Source organism: Phyllobacterium sp. OV277, from assembly GCF_900104355.1.
Lineage (GTDB): Bacteria > Pseudomonadota > Alphaproteobacteria > Rhizobiales > Rhizobiaceae > Phyllobacterium.
The window spans coordinates 367,915-387,701 of the sequence record NZ_FNIY01000003.1 but is presented as its reverse complement, the minus strand read 5'-3'; the positions used below and the strand labels follow the sequence as shown (position 1 = coordinate 387,701).

At 56.5% G+C, this 19,787-nt stretch carries 16 protein-coding genes and 1 tRNA gene; 10 read left to right on the top strand and 7 right to left on the bottom strand.

Annotated features, from left to right (window positions below):
• The first annotated feature begins 148 nt into the window (after nt 1-148).
• Nucleotides 149-223 (top strand) — tRNA-Gln (locus BLU05_RS13780).
• Nucleotides 224-284: 61 nt separating this feature from the next.
• Here BLU05_RS13780 and BLU05_RS13775 read toward each other — a convergent pair.
• Nucleotides 285-1,223 (bottom strand): NAD-dependent epimerase/dehydratase family protein, encoded by a 939-nt coding sequence (locus BLU05_RS13775; protein ID WP_175540605.1) that lies wholly within the window; start codon nt 1,221-1,223, stop codon nt 285-287.
• A gap of 442 nt (nt 1,224-1,665) precedes the next feature.
• Between BLU05_RS13775 and BLU05_RS13770 the strand changes: the two genes are divergently transcribed.
• The 6 genes from BLU05_RS13770 to BLU05_RS13745 all read left to right on the top strand — a co-directional run bounded on the left by BLU05_RS13770 (nt 1,666) and on the right by BLU05_RS13745 (nt 7,850).
• On the top strand, nt 1,666-2,709 hold the full coding sequence (locus BLU05_RS13770; RefSeq protein ID WP_091880826.1) for an autoinducer 2 ABC transporter substrate-binding protein: 1,044 nt from the start codon (nt 1,666-1,668) through the stop codon (nt 2,707-2,709).
• A 187-nt stretch (nt 2,710-2,896) separates the two neighbouring features.
• Complete coding sequence (locus BLU05_RS13765; protein WP_091880824.1) at nt 2,897-4,396, top strand: sugar ABC transporter ATP-binding protein; 1,500 nt, start codon at nt 2,897-2,899, stop codon at nt 4,394-4,396.
• Nucleotides 4,393-5,370 (top strand): ABC transporter permease, encoded by a 978-nt coding sequence (locus tag BLU05_RS13760; protein WP_091880823.1) that lies wholly within the window; start codon nt 4,393-4,395, stop codon nt 5,368-5,370. The genes BLU05_RS13765 and BLU05_RS13760 overlap by 4 nt, the downstream gene beginning before the upstream one ends.
• A 10-nt stretch (nt 5,371-5,380) precedes the next feature.
• Nucleotides 5,381-6,376, top strand: a complete 996-nt coding sequence (locus BLU05_RS13755; RefSeq protein ID WP_091880821.1) for an ABC transporter permease — start codon at nt 5,381-5,383, stop codon at nt 6,374-6,376.
• Nucleotides 6,377-6,448: 72 nt separating this feature from the next.
• Nucleotides 6,449-7,378, top strand: a complete 930-nt coding sequence (rbsK, locus tag BLU05_RS13750) for a ribokinase (protein ID WP_091880820.1) — start codon at nt 6,449-6,451, stop codon at nt 7,376-7,378.
• Nucleotides 7,379-7,394: 16 nt separating this feature from the next.
• Nucleotides 7,395-7,850: an RbsD/FucU family protein gene (locus tag BLU05_RS13745; protein WP_091880818.1), complete on the top strand. Its 456-nt coding sequence runs from the start codon at nt 7,395-7,397 to the stop codon at nt 7,848-7,850.
• A gap of 614 nt (nt 7,851-8,464) precedes the next feature.
• On the opposite strand, the gene BLU05_RS13735 is transcribed toward BLU05_RS13745, so the two are convergent.
• The 5 genes from BLU05_RS13735 to BLU05_RS13715 all read right to left on the bottom strand — a co-directional run bounded on the left by BLU05_RS13735 (nt 8,465) and on the right by BLU05_RS13715 (nt 14,226).
• Nucleotides 8,465-9,436: a LacI family DNA-binding transcriptional regulator gene (locus BLU05_RS13735; protein WP_091880815.1), complete on the bottom strand. Its 972-nt coding sequence runs from the start codon at nt 9,434-9,436 to the stop codon at nt 8,465-8,467.
• Nucleotides 9,437-9,492: 56 nt separating this feature from the next.
• Nucleotides 9,493-10,494 (bottom strand): ABC transporter permease, encoded by a 1,002-nt coding sequence (locus BLU05_RS13730; protein ID WP_091880814.1) that lies wholly within the window; start codon nt 10,492-10,494, stop codon nt 9,493-9,495.
• Nucleotides 10,481-12,040, bottom strand: coding sequence for a sugar ABC transporter ATP-binding protein (locus BLU05_RS13725; protein WP_091880813.1), 1,560 nt, complete (start codon nt 12,038-12,040; stop codon nt 10,481-10,483). The genes BLU05_RS13730 and BLU05_RS13725 overlap by 14 nt, the downstream gene beginning before the upstream one ends.
• Before the next feature lie 70 nt (nt 12,041-12,110).
• Nucleotides 12,111-13,046, bottom strand: coding sequence for a sugar ABC transporter substrate-binding protein (locus tag BLU05_RS13720; protein ID WP_091880811.1), 936 nt, complete (start codon nt 13,044-13,046; stop codon nt 12,111-12,113).
• A 382-nt stretch (nt 13,047-13,428) separates the two neighbouring features.
• Entirely contained in the window at nt 13,429-14,226 is a 798-nt protein-coding gene (locus tag BLU05_RS13715; protein WP_091880810.1) for a glycosyltransferase family 32 protein, read from the bottom strand.
• 485 nt (nt 14,227-14,711) lie between these two features.
• On the opposite strand from BLU05_RS13715, the gene cysD reads away from it, so the two are divergent.
• The 3 genes from cysD to cysQ all read left to right on the top strand — a co-directional run bounded on the left by cysD (nt 14,712) and on the right by cysQ (nt 18,547).
• Nucleotides 14,712-15,617, top strand: a complete 906-nt coding sequence (cysD, locus tag BLU05_RS13710; RefSeq protein WP_091880808.1) for a sulfate adenylyltransferase subunit CysD — start codon at nt 14,712-14,714, stop codon at nt 15,615-15,617.
• Entirely contained in the window at nt 15,617-17,554 is a 1,938-nt protein-coding gene (gene cysN / locus BLU05_RS13705) for a sulfate adenylyltransferase subunit CysN (RefSeq protein WP_091880807.1), read from the top strand. The genes cysD and cysN overlap by 1 nt, the downstream gene beginning before the upstream one ends.
• Nucleotides 17,555-17,737: 183 nt before the next feature.
• Nucleotides 17,738-18,547: a 3'(2'),5'-bisphosphate nucleotidase CysQ gene (gene cysQ, locus BLU05_RS13695; RefSeq protein WP_091880804.1), complete on the top strand. Its 810-nt coding sequence runs from the start codon at nt 17,738-17,740 to the stop codon at nt 18,545-18,547.
• Nucleotides 18,548-18,794: 247 nt separating this feature from the next.
• Here the strand turns inward: cysQ and BLU05_RS13690 are convergent, their stop codons facing one another.
• On the bottom strand, nt 18,795-19,787 hold the full coding sequence (locus BLU05_RS13690; protein ID WP_091881175.1) for a FecCD family ABC transporter permease: 993 nt from the start codon (nt 19,785-19,787) through the stop codon (nt 18,795-18,797).

Here is a 19,787-nt window from a genome sequence, read left to right as displayed (position 1 = left end):
CTGTCGAATGATCCACCCTTGTCATGAAAATAATGCCGAAACAATTGTGAAGAGCGACAAACTGGCCAATCATTCACGTTGCGCAAGCCGGAACCAGAGGTTATAAGGCCGCGCTGTCATGCGGTGGAACACACTGACAACAGCATTTTGGGGCGTAGCCAAGTGGTAAGGCAGCGGTTTTTGGTACCGCCATCCCCTGGTTCGAATCCAGGCGCCCCAGCCACCACATTAAATTATCTAAATTATTGATTCTGTTGATATATACCGAACATGGCCCTGTTCGGTTACATTGCTTTCGACAAAACCGATTGCTGAATCCGCAAAGCGGAATCATCGGTTGGCTCCCAGCCGGTTGATTCCAGCAATGCAGCATTCGCCACAAGATTACCGTTGAGTGTCCGCCAGCGCTGGTTCTGGCCGGTTATCAACGCGGCGAGATGCAGAAGCGGCGCGGGCAGGGTGAACAGCCCTGCATCCCGTCCCATACCGCGCCGGATCGCGCTGACAATCCCCGCCGCTGTCATCGGTTCCCTGTCCGCGACGATATAGATACCGCCATTAGTATTCGTGCTTTGCAGGCTGTGCAGAATGGCGCGGCAAAGGGCGGAGCGGTCAAGCACTGAGCGCTGGCCAATCAACGATTTAAGCGGCAGCGGAATTTTCAGCGCCGCCAGTTTGATCAGTGCAGCCATATTGCCTTTCACACCGGGGCCATAGACGAGAACCGGACGCAGGATCGTGAAATTGCGCTGTGGCAAAGCCTTGGCTATCTCAGCCTCGGCGGCAAGCTTTGCCCGGCCATAATCATCCGTTGGCTGTGGAGGCGACAGTTCGGTGATGATCCCGTCTTGCGTTGGGCCTGACTGTGCCCGGATCGAAGACAGGAACACGAACTTCCCTGATAGGGTTTTATCAGCCGCGCGCGCCAGTTTGGCCGCAAGCAGGCAATTGACATCGTGATAAAGCTTTGCGGCATCGGGCAGGTGCGTATGGGCAATTGCCGCCAGATGCACCACATGATGATAACCGGCAAGAACCTGTTCGAACGCTTCGTTTGGTGCGTCGGGCGAGGGCAGGTGTACCACATCGACAGGTTGTGTCGTCCGATTGCCCGCCGCCCGCGACGCGGCGGTCACCTGATAACCGGCGGCCTTGAGGTAAGGCACAAGCTCCTGTCCTATGAACCCGGAAGCGCCTGTTACGAGCACCTTGCCCTTTACCATCGTATGAAACCTCATTTCTGAAATTCACTCATACCAAGAGGTATCCTCGCGGATCAATGCGCCTGACAATATTCGCATGGCTACCGATAGTTTTTTGCCGATCACCCGGCAAAATTTAGCGACAAATCAATATTCCGGTAAACATTTGTTCAATACACGTCGATGCGTATTGACAAGTCCCATATGATCCGAAATGTTAAATGAAACGTTTCATCGAGCATGAATCGCAGGGAGAAGCACTTTTGCAGCGGTTTGGGAGAACCGGCGAGCAAATGGATTGGTCAGGTTTTGGCGTCAGATAACGGCATCCATCATGGGCAAGCCGATTTTGATGCACATCGTCGCGCCAACCGCTTTTTCCGCAATTTGAGAAGAATTTCAGGGCTGGCGCCTGGCGCACAATCCGGAAAATGACTGGGCAAAACCAAGGGAGGATTAACCTGTGAAGAAACTGCTCGCATCACTCGCCATTATCGCGGCATTGGCCGCACCTGCTATGGCTGACAGCGCCGTCGATACATCCAAGGTGAAGAAGGAATACGTCACCTCTGCCAGCGGCAAGAAATACACTATTGCCACTGTGGTGAAGGTGGATGGCATCGCCTGGTTTGACCGCATGCGCACCGGCGTTGAACAGTTCAAGTCTGAAACCGGTGCAGATGTATGGATGGTCGGCCCAAGCCAGGCGGATGCCGCCGCACAGGTGCAGATCGTTGAAAATCTCATCGCGCAGGGCGTTGATGCCATCTGCATCGTGCCGTTCTCGGTGGAAGCGGTTGAGCCAGTTCTGAAAAAGGCGCGGGATCGCGGTATCGTGGTCATCGCCCATGAAGCTTCCAACATCGTCAATGTCGATTATGAACTCGAAGCCTTCGACAACAAGGCTTACGGCGCCAAGCTGATGGAAGTTCTGGCCAAGGACATGGGCGGCAAGGGCAAATACCTCGCCACCGTCGGCAGCCTGACCTCAAAGTCGCAGATGGACTGGATCGATGGTGCCATCGAATACCAGAAGAAGAATTTCCCCGAAATGTCGCTGGCAACCGAACGTCTGGAAACCTATGACGATGCCAATCAGGACTATACCAAGCTGAAGGAAGCCATGACGACCTATCCTGACGTCAAAGGCATTCTCGGCGCACCGATGCCGACATCAGCTGGTGCTGGCCGTCTGATCGCTGAAGGTGGTCTGAAGGGCAAGGTATTCTTTGCAGGCACGGGTCTTGTGTCCGTTGCCGGTCAGTACCTGAAGAATGGCGATATCCAGTACATCCAGTTCTGGGACCCCGCAGTAGCAGGTTATGCCATGAACGAATTGGCTGTGATGGCGCTGGAAAAGAAGACCGGCGAGATCAAGGCCGGTCTTGATCTGGGACTGCCCGGCTATAACAGCCTGCTCGTTCCCGATGCCTCCAAGCCAAACCTGCTCTATGGCGCAGGCTGGGTCGGCGTGACCTCAGCCAATATGGGCGATTACAACTTCTAAGGTATTTCACCCCCCTCTGTCCTGTCGGACATCTCCCCCACAAGGGGGGAGATCACATTGACAGTAACGCTTTCCCACAACCGGAAACTTTTCAGATTGTGCAAAGGCCGCACTGACAGCTGATCTCCCCCCTTGTGGGGGAGATGTCCGACAGGGGGGGGTGAAACAGAGGGGCAAAAAGGAAAACATGAGTGAACACCTTCTGGAACTAAAAAACATCGGCAAGCGCTTTGGCGGCCTTGTGGCGCTGGATGCGGTGTCGCTGTCGATCAAGCCGGGTGAAATTCACTGTCTGGCCGGTGAAAACGGTTCGGGCAAATCGACAATCATCAAGATCATGGCGGGCGTGTATCAGCCAACCGATGGTGAAATCCTGATCGATGGCAAGCCGGTCTCCGGCATGACGCCAGCCCAGTCGGTGCAGCATGGCATTCAGGTCATCTATCAGGATTTTTCCCTGTTCGGAAATCTGACCGTTGCGGAGAATCTGGCGCTGAACACATTGCTTCTGGAGGGCAGGCGCGCCGTCAACTGGCGCCGTGTGCGCGCCCTTGCCGAAAAGGCGCTGGCCCGCCTTGGCGTGACCATGGACCTTGACGCCGATGTCGAGACGCTCCCCACATCAGGCAAGCAGATCGTCGCCATTGCCCGCGCTGTCATGGCCGATGCGCGGTTGATTATCATGGATGAGCCAACAACAGCGCTGACCCGTCATGAGGTGGATGCGCTATTCAGCATTGTGCGCGATATTCAGGCGCAGGGCATTGCCGTGCTCTTCGTCAGCCACAAGATGCGCGAGATGCTGGAGATCAGCGAACGCCTGACGGTCCTGCGCAATGGCAAAAAAGTTGCCGAAGGTCCGATCAGCGATTTCGACGAACCGGCGATTACCCGCGCCATGACCGGGCATGACCTGACCGATCAGGCCTATCGCTGGGAGCAGCCCAAGGGCGACAACCTCCCGCGTCTTGATGTGCGCAATCTGAGCATTGCAGGCAGCCTTGAGGATATCAATCTGACCCTGCATGCGGGCGAAATTGTCGGCCTCTCCGGGCTCATTGGTTCGGGCCGCACGGAACTGGCGTTGGCACTGTTCGGCATGAATCCCAAATTCACCGGCACCGTCAAAATCGATGGCAACGGCGTTCATCCGAAGACCGTGCAGGAAGCCATTGCCAGCGGGCTTGCCTATGTGCCCGAGGACCGGCTGACCGAAGGTCTGTTCCTCACCCAGTCGATCGAACGCAACATGCTGGCGACCTCCTTCGACAAATTTGTGCGCGGCCTGTTCATCGACCGCAAGAAGACCGCTGAGGCAACCACCTCCATGTTCGGTGCCATGCAGATTGCCGCGCCCGGACCCTATACGCCCGTCAACCATCTCTCCGGTGGCAACCAGCAGCGTGTGGTGCTGGCGCGCTGGCTTCTGACCGGCGCGCGCATCCTCATCCTCAACGGCCCGACCGTCGGTGTCGACGTTGGCTCCAAGGCGCAGATCCATCGCAAGATCCGCGAGCTTGCCACCGAGAACGGCCTTGCCGTGCTGATGATTTCAGATGACGTGCCGGAGCTGGTGCAGAACTGCAACCGCGTGATCGTCATGCATCGTGGCCGTTTCGTTGATGAAATCGGACCTGATGTTTTGAATGAAGACGCTTTAAACGACCGCCTGAAGGCCTTGAAATGACTCTGTTTCGTCGATCGGAATTCATCATCGCGTGCATTCTTTTTGCCGCCATGATCATCATTGGATTGATCAATCCGGCCTTCTGGTCGCTTGATAATCTGTTCGGGCTGCTCCGGAGCAATGTCATCATCGGCATCATGGCGCTTGGTGTTCTGGTGGTGATGATATCAGGCGGGATCGATGTTTCGTTCACCGCCTTTGCCGCTGCCGCCATGTATCTGACCATCAAGCTGATGATCTATACGGGTTATGAAGGCGTGTTTCTGCCCTTTGTTGCCGCAACGCTGATTGGCCTTTTCCTTGGCGCGTTCAATGCATTTTTCATCCATACTTTCAGGATGATTCCGCTGATCGTCACGCTCGGCACCGGCAGCGTGGTGCGCGGCTTGCTGCTCGGGCTGGTTGGCACCAGCGTCATCAATATCGACAAGATGCCCCAGCAACTGATCGCCTTTGCCAAGACCGATCTGGTCAGCCTGACCTCGGCCACCGGCACCAATTTCGGCCTGACGGCGATGATCCTGATCTATCTCGGGCTTGCGCTCGTCACCCATCTTTTCCTGACCTACACCATGGCTGGCCGCAGCATTTTTGCACTCGGCGGCGCACCGGAGGCGGCGAGCCGTGTCGGCTTTAACACCCGCCGCACGTTGTTCTTCGTCTATTGTTTTGCCGGGGCGCTGGCGGGCTTTGCCGGCCTGTTGCATGGCTCGATGATCTGGCTTGCCAACCCGCGCGATTTCGCCGGTTTGGAGCTTGATGTCATCGCCGCCGTGGTGCTGGGCGGTGCCTCGATTTTCGGCGGGCGCGGCAGTGTCATCGGCACGCTGCTTGGCGTCTTCATGCTTGTCATGGTCAAGAACAGCCTGATCATCATGAAGGTCGACACCACATGGCAACGCGTCGTCGTTGGCCTGATCATTATCGTTGCGACAGCGCTTACCGCCTGGCGCGACCGCAAGAAACTGGTTTGAGGGCGTCATCATGCAAAACAGCTCAATCGCCAAACGCATTCTCGGGCAGGACCGCAATATCCTGCAACTGCTCGTCATCACGGTGCTTGTCTTCGCGCTGATGTCCTATCTCAACCCGGACAAGTTCCTGCGCTATTACAATTTTGAATCCATCACCTACATCATGCCCGAGCTTGGCATTCTCGCCATTGCCATGATGATCGCCATGCTGACCGGCGGCATTGACCTTTCCGTTGTCGGTATCGCCAATCTCGCCGGTATTCTGGCAGGCGTGTTTTTCCATTCGGTCATTATCGGCACAAGCCAGTCCACAGGCATGGTTCTGCTTTACACCGGCATCGGTGTGCTGATGGCGCTGGGCATCGGCCTGCTCGCCGGGGTGCTTAATGGCTTCCTCATCTCCAAACTGCGTATCACGCCCATTCTGGCGACCCTTGGCACCGGACAAATCTTCACCGGCCTTGCCGTGGTGCTGACAGGCGGTCCGGCCATCGTGGGCTTTCCCGATGCGTGGAACTTTATCGGCAATGGCAAAATCCTTGGCATCGCCACGCCGTTCATCCTGTTTGTTGTGGTTGCAGGGGCGGTGGCAATCCTGCTGACGCGCACAACGCTTGGCGTTAATCTGATGCTCATCGGCACCAATCCGCGCGCTGCGATCTTTGCCGGTCTGCGCAAGGACCGGATGATTTTCTATTCCTACATGATGACCGGGCTTCTGGCTGCTATCGCCGGTGTCATCCTGTCGGGGCGGACCAATGCGGCGAAATCCGATTACGGCGCGTCTTACCTGTTGCAAGCCATCCTGATTGCCGTTCTCGGCGGCACCAATCCGGCTGGCGGCAAGGGCAGGGTGCTTGGGGTTTCCATCGCCCTGATCGCGCTGATGCTGCTCTCTTCGGGTTTCCAGATCCTGCGCTTTTCCAATCACCTCATTGATTTCATCTGGGGCGGCTTCCTGCTCTTGGTCATTGCCCTCAATGCCTTCAGAAACAGCGACAGGTGAGGGCATGTTTCTTTCCCGAAATCATTGATATAGACCAGCTTCGAACGTTACGAATAAGACAAGGAAAATAGCATGGCCCGTCGCATTGCAGTCGTTGGCAGCAACATGACCGATCTCGTCACATCGATCATCCGCATGCCAGCGCCCGGCGAAACGCTGGAAGCACCGGCATTCGCCATGGGGTTCGGCGGCAAGGGTGCCAATCAGGCCGTGGCTGCTGCCCGATTGGGCGCTGATGTGATGATGGTCACCAAGGTTGGTGATGACGTGTTCGGCCAGAGCACCATCGACAACCTGAAAAGCAACGGCGTGGATATCAGCCATGTCGGCATGGTCGCCGGGCAATCGAGCGGTGTTGCACCAATCTTCGTTGATGAGACGGGCGAAAATTCCATCCTGATCATCAAGGGCGCTAACAATGATCTGAAGCCATCGGATATCGATGCGGCAGCCGAGGATTTGAAGACCTGCGACCTGATCCTGATGCAGCTGGAAGTGCCGCTGGAGACAGTTTACTACACCGCCGCTTTCGCCGAAAAGCACGGCATTGAAACCATTCTCAACCCCGCACCTGCCGCTCCTGATCTCGATGCTTCGAAAGTCGCGAAAGTCACCTTTGTGGTGCCCAATGAAAGCGAACTGGCGCTTTTGACCGGCATGCCAACCGAAACGGATGACCAGATCGAAAAGGCTGCTCATTCGCTGATTTCGCGGGGCATCCGTACGGTTATCGTCACGCTGGGCTCACGCGGCGCACGGCTGATTACATCTGACAAGTCGACCATGATCGAGCCTGTCAAGGTCAAGCCGAAGGACACAACGGGTGCTGGCGATGCCTTCATCGGCAGCTTTGCCCGCTACTATGTCGAGAGCAGAGAGCTTGAGGCGTCGTTGAAAAAAGCGGCGCTCTATGCGGCTGATTCCATCACCCGGCCCGGCACGCAGAAAGCCTATGCGACGACAGCAGAATTCGAAGCCTTCATGGCCGCGAACAAACCTTGAGAATAAGGAAACAACCGTGCTGAAAAATCTCGATCCGCTGTTGAATGCCGATGTGCTCTATGCGCTCAAATCCATGGGGCACGGCGACCGTCTGGTCATTTGCGATACGAACTTCCCCGGCGATTCCATTGCCCGGCAAACCCGCCTTGGCCGCTTGCTGCGTATCGACAATGTGAGCGCGCCGCGCGCTGCGCGCGCCATCCTCTCGGTCATGCCGCTCGACACGTTTATTGATGACGCTGCCGCCCGCATGGAAATCGTCGGCAGCCCCGATGAGATTCCGGATGTGCAGAAGGAAATGCAGGTGGAAATCGATGCTGCCGAGGGCAAGCATTGGCCAATGGTCTCCATCGACCGCATGGCCTTTTATGAGCACGCCAAAAACGCCTATTGCGTCATCGCCACGGGTGAGCGCCGCTTTTACGGCTGCTTCATTCTGACCAAGGGCGTGATTGCGCCGGAGGCTGGTTAACACCAGCGTTTATAACAGGCAGGAGGGTAAGTGGTGCCTCCTGTTCGCGCTTTTATATTGCAGCCCTCGCTCTTCCGAATGGATCGCCCGTCTTTCCCACCTCATCAATAGCCAGACGCGAAAGCCAGTTTGGTGATGGGGGAGTGTGTTTCGTAACTGCAATGTTGGTGGATGCAATCACCCCCCTCTGTCCTGTCGGACATCTCCCCCACAAGGGGGGAGATCAGCCTTCAATGCTATCTTGCACAATTTGCAGCGCTTCCTGTTGTGCAAAGGCGCTGATGTCAATGTGATCTCCCCCCTTGTGGGGGAGATGCCTGACAAGGCAGAGGGGGGTGAATGCTTGGCAGAGAATTAAAAGTTAGTCGTGGTTCGCCCTTCGACAGGCTCAGGACGCTCACCATGAGGGGCTTGGCTGGGCTGCAATACGAGATGCAAATCGCAGAGATTGCAGAATTTAGCTCTCTACACGCCCCATCTCCGTCATCCTAAAGCTCCCATCTCTCCGTCATCCTCGGGCTTGACCCGAGGACCCACGGCTAAGCAGATTAGATGAGTTGCAGGGGGCAAAATTCTGCAATGCTGACGATTAGCCTTGCATCCACCGCTCTCCCTCAAAGCTGTTTTGTCGAACCACGCACCACCAGCGTTGCTTCGAAGAATTCGTCCTGCAAAGGCACACCATCGCTGCCGGTGGTGGCGGCAACTGCCCGCGCGGCGATTTGCTCCACCGGCTGGCTGATCGTGGTCAGGCGCGGCGTTACCAGACTGGCCAGTGGAATATCATCGAAGCCGATGATTGACACATCATCCGGCACCTTGAGTTCAAGATCGCTGGCGGCGCGCAACAGGCCGATGGCCTGCTGATCGCTGGCCGTGGCAATAGCGGTCGGGCGTTCATGCGCGGGACGGTCGAGCAACAGGCGTCCCAGCGTCTCGCCCGAAGCATAATCGAAATGACCCTCGACAACCTCGCACCGCGCGCCTGCTGAGGCGAGCGTGTTGAGAAAACCGGCACGCCGTTCACCCGCAACGGGTGCGTCGACCGATCCGGCAATATAGGCAATGCGCTCATGGCCCAGCGACATCAAATGCACGGCCGCGAGACCTGCACCCCTGTAGTGATTAACCGAGATCAGGGGAAAGCCCGCGCAACGCCTGTCGACAGCCACGGTTGCCACATCGCTGCTCCAGCCCTTGGAGGCGCCGTATTGTGTGGGGACAACAATGAGACCGGTGGGATAGCTCTTGAGCAGACTGTCGATCTGCGCGCGTTCGATCTTCGGATCATCATTGGTGATCGACAGAAGCACTGACAATCCCGCGCGCGAGGCAATTGCCTCCACATGTTTTGCCAGTTCGGCGAAGAACGGATTGGTAATATCAGGGATGACAAGGCCGATCATATCGGTGCGGCTGCGGCGCAAACCGCGCGCCACGCCATTTGGCCGGAAGTTCAACTCGCGGATCGTGGCTTCCACCAGTTCGCGCAGCTCTTTGCCGACTGTCTCGTTCTTCGCCAGTACGCGTGAGACAGTGCCTACGGAAACATTGGCCTTTGCGGCTACGTCCTTGATGTTTGCCATCTTCCCATGCCTGACCTGTTGCGGATGCCAACCTTGGTTAACACCATCATTTCCCCTTATGCTTTCGTCAGCCTTTCACGATATTTGTCAAGGATTACTGCAAGGATAATCACAAATCCGGTGATCATCTGCCGCATGAAATCGCTCAGACCCAAAAGAATAAGACCATTGGCAAGCACGCCGATGATACAGGCACCAAGCAGGGTGCCGACAATACTGCCGCGTCCGCCGCTCAAGCTCGTACCGCCAATGATGACAGCGGCAATCGCATTGAGCTCAAAGCCGATGCCGATGATCGGGCTCGCAATGTTGAGGCGGGCCATGTAGATGATCGCGCCGATACCGACGAGAACGCCGCAAATGGTAAAGGCGGCGACCTTGTAGAAGAACACATTGTGCCCGGCGAGGCGGGCCGCTTCCTCATTGTTGCCAATGCCGTAGAGCACGCGGCCGAACACGGTTTTGGCAAGGACAAACCAGCCAATCGCCACCAGCACCAGCGCAATCAGGAACAGCAGCGGAATGCCGTAAAAGGTTTTCGAACCGAAGGCGTTGAACGCTGCCGGAAAGGAATAGATCGTGGAGGCATTGGTGACCTGCAAGGCCGCACCGCGCGCGATATTGAGCGTGCCAAGCGTGACGATGAACGACGGAATGGCCCAATAGGCGCTGATCAACCCATTGAGCAGGCCGAAACCGATGCCCGCCAGAATAGCGCTGATGGTTGCCAGAAACACCGCCATGACAGGATCAAGCCCCGGCAGTGTCATGACTGTGCCCGCCACCACAGCGCAGAAGGACAGGACCGAGCCGACGGAAAGATCGATACCGCCGATGAGAATGACAAAGGTCATGCCGATGGAAAGCACCAGATTGATTGTCACCTGCGTCAAGATATTGGTGACATTGCTGGAGGACAGAAAATGCGGCGTGAAGGAAAACACGATGATCAGCGCGATCAGCGCAATGCCGATACCCGCCTCGCGCAGCACTGTTTTGGTCGTGGTTGCGATGGTTCTGCTGCCCGCAGGCGCCGTGGTCAAATCAGTGGTGTCCATGGTTGCGTTCGTCCTTATAGGCAAAGTTCAAAATGCGCTCTTCGGAAAAGTCCGCGCGTGCCACTTCACCGGCAATGCGGTGTTTTGACATGACGAGAATGCGGTCGCTGAGCGTGATGAGTTCGGGCAGTTCCGACGAAACGATGAGAAGCGCCAGCCCTTTTTCCGCAAGACCGCGCAGCAGCGCGTAGATTTCCGCCTTGGCACCCACATCAACGCCGCGCGTCGGCTCATCGAGCAGCAGGATTTTCGGATCGTTCGCCAGCCATTTGGCCAGCACCACCTTTTGCTGGTTGCCGCCGGAAAGGGTGGAAACCGCATCGGAGGCGCCGCCATATTTCAGCTTGATCTCGCCGCCGAGCTGTTGGGTCAACAGGGTCTCCGCGCGCTTGTTGAGAAGGCCAAGGCGCGAAACCTTGCGCAGGCTCGCCAATGTCACATTGGCAGATATCGCCATGTCCAGGATCAGGCCTTCTTCCTTGCGGTCTTCGGTGACAAAACCGATACCGTCGCGGATTGCCTGCTTGGGGTTCTGGTAACGGCGCGGTTTTCCATCCCGTTCCAGCGTGCCGGAGAGGGGCAGATCAGCGGCGAAGATCGAGCGGAGCAGTTCCGTGCGGCCTGAGCCAACCAGCCCGGCAATGCCAAGGATTTCGCCATAGCGCAGATCGAGGGAAACACCTTCCGCATGGGGCGAGGCGGGGTGGCGCAAACCGCGCAAGGAAAGGGCGATGCGGCCCGTTTTATCCAGATCGCGCGCGGCGGCCATGGCCGCGGCCAGCTGGCGTCCCACCATATTGGTAACCAGCTGATCCGGGGTGGTTGATGCAATATCCGCCGTCATGACCGATTGGCCATTGCGCAGCACCGTCACCCGGTCGCAGATCGAAAACACCTCGTTGAGGTGGTGCGAGACAAACACCACCGCCACGCCTTTGGCCTTGAGGGCAGCAATGATCTCAAACAGCCGTTCAGTCTCACGCGCGGTCAGCGTCGCTGTCGGCTCGTCGAGAATGAGGATACGGCTTTCGCCCATAAGGGCGCGGGCAATTTCGACGAGCTGGCGATGGGCCACGCCGAGCGATTCCACCGGACGGCGCACATCGACATCACCAAGACCGATGGCATCCAGCGCCTTGCGTGCTCTGGCATAGAGCGTCGGGAAATCCACCATGCCGAATGCCTTGCGCGGCATGTCTTCAAAGCAGATGTTTTCGGCAACGGAAAGATAGGGCAGGAGATTGAATTCCTGATGCACCACCTGAATACCAGCCTTCTTGGCATCGCCGGGTGTATGCGGATCATAGGCCTCGCTATCGAGCGTAATTGTCCCGGCATCGCGCTGGATAATCCCGCACAGGATCTTGATCAGCGTGGACTTGCCTGCGCCATTTTCGCCGACAAGCGCATGGACCTCGCCCGGGCGCAGCGAAAAGCTGACGCCATCAAGCGCGACAACACCGCCAAAGCGCTTTTTGACGCCCGAGAGCGCAAGCACCGGTTTTACGGCAGCATCCGCCAATGCCGGGGCCGTCGCACCTGCCATTTGCACATTTTCCATGATCTTTGACCCGGTTGGCGGCTGCGCAGAGGAGCACAGCCGCTGTTTGACCGTGTTACTTCACATCATCAGAGGTGACGAGCTTGATCTCGGTCTTCACCCAGCCTTCGAGCGGCTTGCCGCCAGCCACTACGCCCAGCGCCTTGTCGATGGCATTGGCGGCCATCTGCTGACCGAACTGGTCAACGGTGGCCAGCAGCTTCTTTTCCTTCAGGAGCGGCTGTACGGCAGGGATATTGTCGAAGCCAACGACTTCGATCTTGCCGGTTTTACCAGCCGCTTCAATGGCCTTGACCACACCAAGCACCATGGAGTCATTGGCGGCCATCACGCCCTGAATATCAGGATGGGCGGTCAGCATATTGGAGAAAACGGTGTTGGCTTCTTCGGTTTCCCAATGGGCGGTGCGCGAGTCCAGAAGATCAAGCTTGCCCGCAGCAACGGAGTCCATGAAACCAAGCTTGCGCTGGGCCGCATTATCAGCGCCGGGATTGCCTTCTATGATGACGACTTTCGCACCGGCACCCAGCTTCTTGGCCAGCGCATCACCGGCCATCTTGGCACCTTCACGGTTGTCAGGGCCGACGAAAGCCAGCTTCAGGCCCGCTTCTTCCTTGGCCTTGTCATCCAGCGCCACGTCAAAATTGACGACGGTGATACCGGCATCAACCGCCCGCTTGATCGGTGGAACAAGAGCGCGGGAATCGGAGGGTGCAACAACAATGGCATCAACCTTCTGGGTGATGAAACTTTCGATCGCGTTGATCTGCGTCTCGACATCGGTCTCGGACTGCATGCCAACAGCTTTAAGCGTATAATCACCGCGCTTGGCTTCGTGTGCCTTGGCGCCCTCAAGCATGTTCTTGAAGAACTCATTGGCAAGCGACTTCATGACCAGCCCGACAACGGGCTTATCAGCAGCAAAGCTTGCGGCAGGCATGGCGAGCGTGCCGACCAGAATGCTGGCGGCAATAAGATGTGCGAATTTCATTGTATTCCTCCCAGAATAACAAAAGACGTTCAATTGTTTGCCATGTCCTCCAACAGGGCGATGAAACGTTTCATCAAATGGATAAATTGAGAAACGCCTCGTGATAATAGGAGCCCCAAGATCACGATCTTGTCAAGATGAAACGTTTCATTTGATCAAAACGCGGCTTTATTGGGCTGCATGGGAATGGTTCGTGGTTCGACAGGCTCACCATGAGGGAGATTGGGGATTGCAGGGAGTCAAGTTCTGCAATCTTGGCAATGAGTTTAGCTATGACCGGGCGATGACCTCAGCGATTATCATTGCATCCACCCAGGTCCCTCATGGTGAGCTTGTCGAACCACGAACCACGAACCCCATCACAACCAATGCAAATCAAAACTTACAGATAATCAGCAACGCGATTAACAGCCCAGTGGTAAAAACTGCCTTCTAGTGGTGGCTGGTTTGTCGGGCCTTTTTTATGGATATGAAACCCGATGAAATCAGGATGGTGGCTGGGCTCCAGACCATAGGCGGGATCAAAAATCTTCAGGGCGTCGCGCGCGGTCCAATAGTAGAAGTTTTCCTTCGGCGCGGCGTCCTTGAAGAAGCCGTAGCGCTTGGCCATGCGCGAGATGCCATCATTGGCAAAGGCGGTAATACCGATGGTTGCGGGCGTGATCTTCTGCCCGGTCAGGCGGAACCATGCGGGGCGCAGGACGCGGCGGCGGAAGCCGAGCCATGGTGGAACGATAACCGTTCCTTCCATATATTCGTCGAACTCCCTGATGACAGGATTATCCGGCGGCAGATACATGGCTGATACACCAAGGCGGAAATAGTTTTCGCGCGCGAGGTAAGGCTTGTCGGTATCAGGGTGAAATTGCTTCAGCAGATAAATGTCCGTGTCGAGCCAGAAACCTTGCTGCTTCTTCATCAGGGTGACGCGGAATAGATCGCTGAACTGGCCAATGACGCGGCTGGCTTTCTCGATATTGGGAAAATCCGGATCGATGCGCTGGAAATACTTTTTATCCAGAATGGTCGCGGCATCGTGAAGCTCGACACCCTTCGGCAGGTTCTCGATCTCTTCAAACGCGTAAAGTTTCACCCGCTGTCCGGTCATCGCCATGGATGCCAGACAGACCCTGTCGACTTCCCGTAAGCGCGGCCCATACCAAAACGTACAAATGTCCATGAATCAATTCCGGAACTTCTGGTGAATTTAAATTCATTAATTTTCACAAGCATCTAGGAGAGATGATCATTCCGGTCAATCGTAATGTATGTGTAATGTTTGGCCAAACGACTGCTGCCGATGGCGTCTTGATATAAATGATCTCTTATCGGCGGTTCTGAGAGTGAATTTTGCTGGATCAATTTTCCACAGATCGGCTTTTTTGAAAAAGTCAGACTCTCGCTTTCAACTTCGCTGGAATGATGTTCTTATATTTCAGACGTTCGCAGCAATAAATTGGCGTGAATTTGCCTTGCCTTGTGAAACCATCCTTTTCTTCATGCGGGGCCGTCCACTATGGTTGCCGCACGGTTCGGCAAGTCGTAAGAAGCCGAAAAATTGGATCGATATTTGTTGCGGCGAACATCTGGAAATCGAAGCGGAAACCGGGGCAACCCGGAGGTTTTCGAAATACAGTGGCCCGAAAAGCAGTGGATAGTATTTTCATGACCAAGAGCCTGACGCACCTTCAGCGTCTTGAAGCCGAAGCAATCCATATTTTCCGCGAGGTTGCCGCGACATTTTCCAAGCCGGTGATGCTGTATTCCATCGGCAAGGATTCCTCCGTCATGCTGCATCTGGCGATGAAGGCCTTCTATCCGGCCAAACCGCCATTTCCATTCCTGCATGTCGATACGACCTGGAAATTCAAGGAGATGATCGCGTTTCGTGATTCAGAAGCAAAGCGTCTCGGCTTTGATCTGCTGGTTCACAGCAATCAGGAAGGCATAGAACAGGGCATCAGCCCGTTCGTGCACGGGTCGAACACCCATACCCACATCATGAAGACCGTTGGCCTGCGCCAGGCGCTCGACAAATACGGCTTTGATGCAGCCTTTGGCGGTGCGCGGCGCGACGAGGAAAAGTCCCGCGCCAAGGAGCGTATTTTCTCCTTCCGCAATGCCCAGCACTCCTGGGACCCGAAGAACCAGCGGCCGGAAATGTGGAAGATCTACAATACGCGCGTTGCCAAGGGCGAATCCATCCGCGTTTTCCCCATTTCCAACTGGACCGAACTCGATATCTGGCAGTACATCCTTCAGGAGAATATCCCGATTGTTCCGCTTTATTTTGCGGCCAAGCGCCCGGTGGTGGAGCGCGACGGCATGCTGATCATGCGTGATGATGAGCGCATGCAGCTATTACCCGGTGAAGCGCTTGAGGAAAAGCTCGTTCGCTTTCGCACGCTTGGCTGCTATCCTCTGACCGGTGCAATTGAATCCGATGCGGTGACGCTGCCCGAGATTGTCAGCGAAATGCTGATCGCCCGCACATCCGAACGGCAGGGGCGCCTCATCGACAAGGACGAAGCGGGATCAATGGAGAAGAAGAAGCGCGAGGGCTATTTCTGATGAACAACGTTGCCCCGATCAAGGCTTCCGCTGCCGAGGAAATCCGCGCCTATATGGCCGAGCAGGAAAAGAAATCGCTGCTGCGCTTTCTCACCTGCGGTTCGGTTGATGATGGCAAGTCGACACTGATCGGCCGTCTGCTCTATGACACCAAGCTGATCTTCGAGGACCAGTTGGCCGCGCTGCAGAATGACAGCCGCAAGCATGGCACCAATGGCGAGGATATTGATTTCGCATTGCTGGTCGATGGGCTTGAGGCAGAGCGCGAGCAGGGCATCACCATTGACGTTGCCTATCGTTTTTTCTCGACGCCGAAGCGCAAGTTCATCGTTGCCGATACACCGGGCCATGAACAATACACGCGCAACATGGCAACGGGCGCATCCACCGCTGATCTTGCCATTGTGCTTGTCGATGCACGGCAGGGCATTTTGCGGCAGACGCGCCGCCATAGTTTCATTGCCTCGCTGCTTGGTATCCGCAACATCGTGCTGGCCATCAACAAGATCGATCTGGTCGATTATTCGCAAGAGATTTTCGACAGGATCGTTGCGGATTATCAGGAGTTTGCCGACAAGCTCGGCTTCCAGTCGATCCAGCCCATTCCGCTGTCGGCGCGCTTTGGCGATAATGTCATTTCTTCCTCCGCCAACATGCCCTGGTACAAGGGACCGGCACTGCTGCAACATCTTGAAGATGTGCCGCTGGCGGATGCGGATGAAGAGCGTCCGTTCCGTTTCCCCGTGCAATATGTCAACCGGCCCAATCTCGATTTCCGTGGGTTTGCCGGCACCATAGCCTCGGGCGTTGTTGCGCCGGGTGATGAGGTTGTCGTCGCCAAGTCAGGCAAATCCTCGCGGGTGAAGCGTGTTGTCACGCAGGATGGCGATCTTGACCGGGCTGTCGAAGGGCAGGCGGTAACGCTGGTGCTTGAGGATGAGGTTGAAGTCTCGCGCGGCAATATGCTGGTTGCGCCGGGTGCCCGCCCTGAGGTGGCGGATCAGTTTGCCGCCCATCTTGTCTGGTTCTCTGAACATGCGCTGATCCCCGGCCGCTCCTATATCCTGCGCACGGAAACCGATCAGGCGACGGCGACGATCACTGACCTGAAATACCGAATCGATATCAACAGCTTCGCGCAGGAAGCGGCCAAATCGCTTGATCTGAATGAAGTGGGCGTCGTCAATATTTCGGCGCAGGAGCCGATTGCGTTCGATCCCTATAAGTCGAACCGCTCCACCGGGTCGTTCATTCTCATCGACCGCCTCACCAACGCGACCGTCGGTGCTGGTATGATCGATTTCGGTCTGCGCCGTGCATCCAACGTGCATTGGCAGGCGCTTGATGTCAGCAAGGCCTCGCGTGCCGACCAGAAGAACCAGAAACCGGCGGTGATCTGGTTCACCGGCCTTTCCGGCTCGGGCAAATCAACGGTTGCCAATCTCGTTGAAAAGCGCCTCTCTTCGCTCGGCAAGCACACCTATATTCTTGATGGCGACAATGTGCGCCATGGTCTCAACCGCGACCTTGGCTTTACCGAAGAGGACCGGGTGGAAAATATCCGCCGCGTCGGTGAAGTGGCCAAGCTGATGGTCGATGCGGGCCTGATCGTGCTTGTGTCATTCATTTCGCCATTCCGTTCAGAACGCCGCATGGTGCGTGAGCTTCTGGGTGATGGCGAGTTTTTGGAAGTCTTCGTCGACACGCCATTCGAGGAATGCGCCCGCCGCGATCCCAAGGGGCTCTATGCAAAAGCCCTGCGCGGCGAGATCAAGAATTTCACCGGCGTCGACTCGCCCTACGAAGCGCCCGAAAATCCTGAATTGCATTTGCATACGGTTGGCCGCACGACCGAGGCCCTCGCATCGGAAGTGGAAAAGCTCTTGACCGATCATGGTATTATTTTCAACTACGATCAAAGTTCTTGGTCGATTTAGCGGTGTGATGAAACCGGCTTTCACCCCCCTCTGTCCTGTCGGACATCTCCCCCACAAGGGGGGAGATCAGCCTTCAGTGCTGCCTTTGCACAATCTGAAATGGTTCCGGTTGTGCAAAGGCGCTGATGTCAATGTGATCTCCCCCCTTGTGGGGGAGATGCCCGACAGGGCAGAGGGGGGTGAATGACCATCACCACCACCATCAATCACACCACTCTCCTTACCATCCTCGAAACCACCGCCATATCAGCCGGACAGGAAATCCTGCGCATCTACGCCAAGGGTTGCGATTTCGAACTGAAAGATGACAAGTCACCGGTGACGGAAGCCGATCATGCCGCCGAAGCAATCATTCAGGCGGCGCTCAGCAAGGCAACGCCCGATATCCCTGTGGTAGCGGAAGAGGAAATCTCCGGCGGCCATGTGCCCGGTGATCTCGGTGCACGTTTTTATCTGGTGGACCCGCTCGATGGAACGCGTGAGTTCGTCAACCGCAATGGTGACTTCACCGTAAACATCGCGCTAATCGAAAAAGGTGTCCCGGTTCTGGGTGTTGTCTATGCGCCGGTTCGCGGTGTCCTGTTCACAGGCGGAAACGCCGGTGCGCAGGAAGTCACCATTAGTGAAGATGGCACTGTCCTCGCGCGCAAGGCAATCTCCTGCCGCAAAGCGCCCGACGCGCTGATTGCCGTCGCCAGCCGCTCGCATCGCACACCGGAAACCGATGCCTATCTCGAAAAGTTCAGTGTGACAGACTGTGTTTCCGTGGGGTCTTCACTGAAATTCGGCCTGTTGGCGCGCGGCGAGGCGGATATTTATCCGCGTTTTGGCCGCACGATGGAATGGGACACGGCAGCCGGTGATGCGGTTTTGCGGGCGGCGGGGGGTATTACGCTGACGCTTGATGGCAATCCACTAACCTATGGCCGCCGCAATCAGGCCGATGATGCCGATTTCGCCAATCCAAATTTTGTGGCTTGGGGAAGATTGTAGTTTTCTGTGAAGCAGTCTGCGCTTTCTTAAGCGCTTCTCCTCCCTGTCCGTCATCCTCGGGCTTGACCCGAGGACCTTGCTGGAATGCGTCGCGTCAATGTTTACCTTGGCACTTCTTAGTCGTGGGTCCTCGGGTCAAGCCCGAGGATGACGGAGAGGGAGGAGATATTCAGGGATGACGGAGAGCGGGTGCGTGGTTTGCCATGCGGAAAGTTCAGGACGCTCACCATATTATGCAAAAACCCAATCACCCCGGCCGTTTCCTCAACAGCACTGTCACCACAAAAAACGCACCGATGGAACTGGTAACAATACCGATGGGTAGTTCCTGCGGTGCCAGCAGCAAACGCGCTGCGAGATCGCTGAGCAGGATCAGCGTTGCCCCGAGCAGGGCGCAGGTCACAATCAGCCCCGCATGCAACTGACCAGAGAAACGCCGGGCAATATGCGGGATCATCAGGCCGACGAAACCGATCACACCAGCCACCGAGACAAAAATTGCGGTTGAAAAAGCGCAGACGATAAACACCGTGTTGCGGATGCGGGTTACGCGGACGCCAAGGCTTTCGGCGGTGTTTTCGCCTGCCAGCAGTGCATCCAGATTGCGGTGGTTGTAAAGCGCGTAGATGAGGATCGCCGCAAGGCCGACAAGCGCCAGCGGCAGGTTTTCCCAGCGGGCAAGGCCGAGGCCGCCAAGTGTCCAGAACATCACCGAATGGGCGGCGCGCTGATCACCGGCAAACACCATATAGTTGGTGAGTGCAGCAAAGAGGAATGAGACGGCAAGACCCGCCAGAATCAGCCGCTCCGGTCCCTGTCCCTGCACGCGCCGCACCAGCATCAAAACAACAATCGCCGCCAGCATGCCGCCACTGAACGCTGCAATCGGCAAGGTCCAGATGCCGAACCGGTCGCCGATGATGGTGATGACTGACACGGCTCCCGCCGCAGCGCCATTGGAAAGGCCGAAGAGGAACGGATCGGCGAGATCATTGCGAGTGACGGTTTGCAACAGCGCGCCGATGATGCCGAGCCCGGCGCCAACGCAAATGGCAAGGATCACTCGCGGCAGGCGCAAATCAACAATGATCTTGCCAACGGGACCCTGAACAGCAGTGTCGGAGAGACCGGCGGCATGGGCAAGCGCGCGCAGCACATCACTGAGCGGGATAACCGTTGCCCCATAGGCAATGGAAATGAGGGCGAGGGCCAAAATGGCCATCACCCCCACGATAAGCAT